Origin of the sequence: Tissierella sp. (assembly GCF_052089545.1) — a bacterium.
In the GTDB taxonomy this organism is placed as follows: Bacteria; Bacillota; Clostridia; order Tissierellales; family Tissierellaceae; genus Tissierella_A.
In genome coordinates this window covers 1-5774 of sequence record NZ_JBQDAA010000157.1, presented here as the reverse complement: position 1 = coordinate 5774, position 5774 = coordinate 1, and the positions used below count along the sequence as shown (strand labels likewise).

General features: G+C 26.1%; 9 protein-coding genes. All 9 read right to left on the bottom strand.

Features of this window, described 5'->3' with window-relative positions; all coding sequences use genetic code 11:
• Positions 1-774: stage III sporulation protein AA (spoIIIAA, locus tag ACTHW2_RS10235; RefSeq protein WP_442263822.1), on the bottom strand; the 774-nt coding region annotated here is incomplete at its 3' end.
• Between the two features lie 109 nt (positions 775-883).
• Positions 884-1219: a CD1247 N-terminal domain-containing protein gene (locus tag ACTHW2_RS10230; RefSeq protein WP_442263821.1), complete on the bottom strand. Its 336-nt coding sequence runs from the start codon at positions 1217-1219 to the stop codon at positions 884-886.
• Positions 1220-1245: 26 nt separating this feature from the next.
• On the bottom strand, positions 1246-1803 hold the full coding sequence (gene efp, locus ACTHW2_RS10225) for an elongation factor P (RefSeq protein WP_442263820.1): 558 nt from the start codon (positions 1801-1803) through the stop codon (positions 1246-1248).
• A gap of 113 nt (positions 1804-1916) precedes the next feature.
• Positions 1917-2963, bottom strand: a complete 1047-nt coding sequence (locus tag ACTHW2_RS10220) for a hypothetical protein (RefSeq protein WP_442263819.1) — start codon at positions 2961-2963, stop codon at positions 1917-1919.
• Position 2964: 1 nt separating this feature from the next.
• On the bottom strand, positions 2965-3594 hold the full coding sequence (locus ACTHW2_RS10215; RefSeq protein ID WP_442263818.1) for a PilW family protein: 630 nt from the start codon (positions 3592-3594) through the stop codon (positions 2965-2967).
• A complete protein-coding gene (locus ACTHW2_RS10210; RefSeq protein ID WP_442263817.1) occupies positions 3563-3940 on the bottom strand; it encodes a hypothetical protein in 378 nt (125 codons plus the stop codon). The genes ACTHW2_RS10215 and ACTHW2_RS10210 overlap by 32 nt, the downstream gene beginning before the upstream one ends.
• 13 nt (positions 3941-3953) lie before the next feature.
• Entirely contained in the window at positions 3954-4397 is a 444-nt protein-coding gene (locus ACTHW2_RS10205) for a prepilin-type N-terminal cleavage/methylation domain-containing protein (protein ID WP_442263816.1), read from the bottom strand.
• A gap of 24 nt (positions 4398-4421) precedes the next feature.
• The gene (locus ACTHW2_RS10200; RefSeq protein ID WP_442263815.1) at positions 4422-5363 is read right to left on the bottom strand and encodes a LysM peptidoglycan-binding domain-containing protein; all 942 of its coding nucleotides are present in this window, start codon (positions 5361-5363) and stop codon (positions 4422-4424) included.
• A partial coding sequence (locus tag ACTHW2_RS10195; protein ID WP_442263814.1) for a PilN domain-containing protein occupies positions 5314-5774 on the bottom strand: 461 nt, incomplete at its 5' end. The genes ACTHW2_RS10200 and ACTHW2_RS10195, both read right to left, overlap by 50 nt.

Genomic DNA, 5774 nt, shown 5'->3' with positions numbered 1-5774 from the left:
ATCTATAGAATTTATATCTTGTATTCCTCCTATTTCATCTACTGCTATAATTTCAGGAGACATAGATCTAATAAACATCATTATGCCATGATGTTTCAAACATCCATCTAATACATCTGTTCTAAGACCTATATCATTTTGTGGTATACCCCTATAGATTCCTGCTATTTCCGATCTTTCATCTATAAGTCCGATCTTAAAACCTTCAAATCTAGAACTTTTACCATCACTTAAGTTTCTTATAAGATCTCTAAGTAAGGTTGTCTTACCACATTGTGGGGGAGATATTATAAGTGTGTTATAAAAATCACCATTTTTATTTAATATATAAGGAATTATAAAATCTGATATTCCTTTTTTTTCTCGAGCTATTCTAAAATTCAATGAAGAAATATTTGTTATATTTTCAATTCCATTATTCCCATATATTACCTTGCCACTTATACCTACTCTATGACCTCCATTTATAGTTATGAATCCATTTTTAATTTCTTCATTGAAAGCATATATCGAGTGATTTGTAATCAATCTAAATGTGTTTTTTATATAATCATCTTTTATTATTAATGCTCCTTTATTTTTATTTGAAATCTTACCATCTTTATATACAAAATAATTATTACCATTCATATATATATTAAGAGGGCTGTTATTTCTAAGTCTAATTTCTTCTATATCTTTTTTATATTTCCTTGAAATTTTCAATAAATCCATACTTATATCTTTACTTATAAATTTGCATATATTATCATAAATATCTGTTTTTTTATCCATAGCCTTGTCCTCCTTTATATTAATTGTATGATTTTTTTAATAAAATATAACCCAAAAAACAAAAGAAACATAAAATCATATGATTTTATGTTTCTTTCATTCTTATATTTTATTCTTCTTCATTGTCACAATCGCAAGAGTCGCCGCACTCTAAACAATCATCATCCAATTCAAACTCTTCGTAATCATCAAAATCATAAAACTCATCGAATTCATCAAATTCATCATAAAATTCATCTTCTAAATCTGATAAGTCTTCATCGATAAAGTTTACATACTCTTCAATACCTATTTGTTCTTCAACAGTTTCTCCTAGTACTTCAGTAAAATCACCTAATACATCAATTATTTCTAATAATAATTTTCCTTCGTTGCTAGTTTCATCTACACCTAAACCTTCAGCTAAACCTTGTAAATAAGATACTTTTTTCAATAAATTATTCATAGTCATTCCTCCTGTTTTTTATAAACTTAACTTCTAGACATATACTCTCCTGTACGTGTATCAATCCTTATTTTATCTCCTAAATTTACAAATAAAGGAACATTTAAAGTAAGTCCTGTTTCTACAGTAGCAGGTTTAGTCGCTCCACTAGATGTGTCGCCTTTTATTCCTGGTTCTGTTTCTGTAACTTCTAATTCTACAAAATTAGAAGGTATTACTTCGAAAACTTTGCCCTCAAAAAATTTAAGTGTTGCATTGTCATTCTCCCTTATATACATTATGGTATCTTCTATAGATGTTTCTTCTACCGGTACTTGTTCGTATGTGTCCAAGTCCATAAAATAATATAGTTCTCCATCATTGTACAAATATTGCATTTCCTTAGTTTCTATGTTTGCTCTTTGAAATCTTTCTGTAGGATTAAATGTATTATCTCGAATAGTCCCTGTAATAACGATTTTAATCTTAGTTCTAACGAAAGCTGCTCCTTTTCCTGGTTTTACATGCTGAAAATCAACTACTTGATAAACATATCCATCCATTAAAAAAGTAGCACCTTTTCTAAAATCCCCTGCTGATATCATGGTTTTCCTCCTATCGTAAACTGCACTTATATATTATACTTCTCAATCTTAATTATCATTATACCAACATCTAGTATTTACCACAAGTGCCAAGAGTTTTTATTTTAGACTATTCAAAATTTTTTTATAGTATCAATTTTAATATCTATAAACCCTGGTAAAAATGAACCTTCTTTATATATTGTATCTTGATTATAGATTATATCTATTTTATCAGTATCTATATTTTTTCCTTTATAGTAAATTGCACCATGAATTTTAGGTTTAGTCAACGAGTTTATAATTATATCCCCCTCGTTTATTATAATTAAACCTAAAAATTCAAGGTTTTGATTAATAACTAAATCTCCCTCTATATATAATACTCCATTTAATTTAATTAAATCTTTATTATCTAAATTTCCAATAGTTAAAGTTTTAGCTTCATTTTTATCTCTTTTTAAATTTAAAATCATTGATTGATACTTAAACTTAATCTTTTCTTTATTTTTATCGGAATCTAAAACAAATCTTTTTTCAGAAAATATCTTATTATCTCTAGGAGTATTAGATACTAATTCTAAAAGTACATCTTCATCTGTATTGATTTTCATTGAATTCCTATCTAATTTGCAATCATATTCAACATTTTCTTTCTCTATTTTGTCCATAAAATTCAAAAACAATTCTTTTTCTAAATAAGGTAGTTTTTCTTCAGTTAGAATTGGACTTCTTAACTCAAATATTTGATTTATGCATGAACCAGATGCAACAATATTTGAATTAATGTTTTTATATTTTGAATCCATAGATAAAATAATATTTTTCCTCCCATTCATATCTTCTAATCTAAAAGAAGCTTTTTGTATATCATCTTTTAATTTATCCCCCTCCTCAAATTTTATATTATATATTCCACCTTTAGGTATTCTTTCTAATCTATAAGTCCTAAATATTCGATCTTCTATATACTTTTCTATATTTTCTTTATCATATATAAATCTATTTAAGTTATCTTCTACTAAATATCTAGATTGTATTTTTTCTAATTGATTTTTAGATAAAAAAGTTTGTAATGTAGCGAAATATAGCAACATCGTAGAAGAAGTTAATATTAAAATAAATATATATAAAGATATTATAGTTATACTTCCATTTCTATTTTTATATTTTTGATTCATATCATTTCACCACTTCGCATCTTATAAATACATCCGATTTAAAGTTTGAAATTTGTGATTTATTATTTTTAAAAGATAGATCTAGGGAAATAATGTTTCTCTTATTTAAGGATATTTTTGATTCGGAAGATAAATCATATCCAATTGCATTATATCCGCTAAATTCACTGGCTTTAGGTAGTTTGTTTTTAAAAATTTGTGTATCTGTTATAATGTCTTTATGGATGAGTTTTTTTGTATTTATTCTTACGATACTATCATTTTTAAAATAATATGTTGTATAACTATATGTAACAGCATCTTGTAGTTTACCTGTTTTTTCATCTCTATCTTTTTTTAAATTTAAAATTACAAAACCTATATTTGTTGGAAATGTACTATTTAATCCTTCAAAATTAGATGAAGTTATAATTTTATCTGCAGATCCAATATCTTCTTTTATATATTCTAAAATATATCTTCCATTTAAAAGTATTTGATCTTCTTCAATACCTTTCTGACTTGTTGTTAAAACAAAGCTTAAACAATTGTACAAAGTAATTATAAGAATGGATGTAATAGCAAGTCCTAAAACTAATTCAATTAAAGTAAAGCCACTTTTATTTTGGAATTGTAACTTTGATTTCAACATAAGCTCCACCACCTTCACTATCTTTTTTGTTAGCACTTATGCTTAGATACCATAGGTCAGGGTGTATATTTAATAATTTTACTCGAGATATATAATTTTCTTCTTCTAAAAATAAAGCTTCTAAATCATCTGTTTTTTCAAGATCCTTTAAAAACTTAATAGATTTCTCATCTCTAAATTTCAAACTTTCTATTGTACTCTCTGCTACATAAATCAATTCTGTCATTTCTTTCGATTTTTCAAAACTCTTACTTATCAAAGATAAAGTTGGAAATGATACCACTACTATAAGTCCAATTATAAATAAACCAATAATTATATCTAAAAATATAAGTCCTCTTTTCATAGAATTATCCCCTTTATTTATCAGATTCTTTAATATCAACAAGACCTCTGATTGGAGTAATAACTAATCTATATTCTTTTCCTTTTCTATCATGTAAACTAATTGTCTTAGCATTTGAAACAGTACCGTTTGAATTAAAGTGTATATCATCACAATTATTGTTTTTATTTAATACAATTCCATTTTCAAAGTATTTAATTTTTTCAAATCCTGATTTGGAGCTACTTTTAACTATATATCCATTATCGTCATTCATCAGTTTTAGGATATATATCTTAGATTCTACTATAGCTTTATTTCTGGCAAACATTATATCCCTTTTAAATTCTTTTAACTCACTACTCTCCATCATAGATTTAAAGTATCCAGTATTGGGAATAGTCATTATTACAATTATGGCAAGAATAGCAATAATGACTACAAGTTCAACTAAAGTATAACCTCTCTTATTATTCATATAAAAAGCCTCCATTAAAGAAAATTATTTTTCAATAAGCTTTAATTCTTTTCCAATAGGAAGTATACTAGACCTTTTCATGCCATTTAAACTTAATATCTCATCAACATATTTTTCCGTTCCGTATTTTCTTTTAGAAATAAAAGATATATTATCTCCTTTAACAGCTTTATAAGTAGGATATGTTGATTTATCTACAGTTTTTCCTCCCGTAAGTTTCTCATCTTCAGATAGTGGGTTTTCCAATTCAGAAGTTTGTTCACTTTCTTCTATCTGTTTATTTGGATCCACATATCCTTTATATGGAATAAAAGGGTCAATTTTATTATCATTTGTTATCTCTATTATAATATCTTCTTTTTTATCTACTATTCCACTTAAACTATAAATTCCTAAATTTATGTTGCCAGCAATTTCTGTCTTTTCACCTTTTTCCATATCTATACTACTTATAATCATCTTTCTAGTTTCTTTTCCTATATTTTTTATCGTTTCATTCAAAGACTTAAAATCTCCTTCAAACGGTATAGAAATATCCATCCTTTGAATTTCTTTTTCATTAAAAGTTTCAGTAAATGATTTATTAAATCTTATACCCTCCATCACTATATTACTCTCTAATAGAAGATTATTTAATACATATATGATTTCAGGTTGGCTCAAGCTTTTGAAAAAGTCTTTTTCTATATTTTGTTTTTCTAAAAACAAGGAATTTCTTTCTTCAACTATCGAGTCCCAACTTTTAAACATTCTATTGTTTTCTTCGATTTTAAAAGTATAATCATTTATTTGGGTTTCCAAGGTCCTAATTTCAAAGATTTGAGGATCTATTATATATTTAAAGCTAACCCAGAATAAAATAACAATAGCTAAAAGAGTTATAAGAAATCTTTCTTTATTTGTCAGCTCCCTAATTTTATTCTTGTGCTTCTTCTGATTCTTCAATTTCCTCTTCGATAATTCCATCTTCAGCCTCCCCAATTAAATCTATTTCTAAATCAAAATTATAAACTGTTTCCTCTCTTGTAACACTAGATATAAATATATCTTTAAAGTTTTCTATATCTTTAAGTCCTTGTCCAAGTTCAGCTACACTCAAGCGATTATTAGAAGCTCCCGTTATACTTATGTTACCAGTATTAATGTTAATACTGGTAAAAAATAAATCTTTAGGCTTTTTACTTACAATAGAATTTATGTATACAGAATCTATGAAATCCTTTTCATCGACTGAGGCTTTCAAATCTTTAATAGACTCTAATTCGGTTTTGAATTTATTTAAATCTTCCTCCTCACGACTTATAACTTTTACCTTCTCTAATGTTTTCGGGTTTTCTGCAATTTCTTGAAGCTTATTTGAATTTTCAGAAAGTTTTT

Coding starts and splice junctions, on each gene's coding strand:
- ACTHW2_RS10230 (WP_442263821.1), bottom strand. CDS start 1,219: ATGAATAATTTATTGAAAAAAGTATCTTATTTACAAGGTTTAGCTGAA.
- efp (WP_442263820.1), bottom strand. CDS start 1,803: ATGATATCAGCAGGGGATTTTAGAAAAGGTGCTACTTTTTTAATGGAT.
- ACTHW2_RS10220 (WP_442263819.1), bottom strand. CDS start 2,963: ATGAATCAAAAATATAAAAATAGAAATGGAAGTATAACTATAATATCT.
- ACTHW2_RS10215 (WP_442263818.1), bottom strand. CDS start 3,594: ATGTTGAAATCAAAGTTACAATTCCAAAATAAAAGTGGCTTTACTTTA.
- ACTHW2_RS10210 (WP_442263817.1), bottom strand. CDS start 3,940: ATGAAAAGAGGACTTATATTTTTAGATATAATTATTGGTTTATTTATA.
- ACTHW2_RS10205 (WP_442263816.1), bottom strand. CDS start 4,397: ATGAATAATAAGAGAGGTTATACTTTAGTTGAACTTGTAGTCATTATT.
- ACTHW2_RS10200 (WP_442263815.1), bottom strand. CDS start 5,363: ATGGAATTATCGAAGAGGAAATTGAAGAATCAGAAGAAGCACAAGAAT.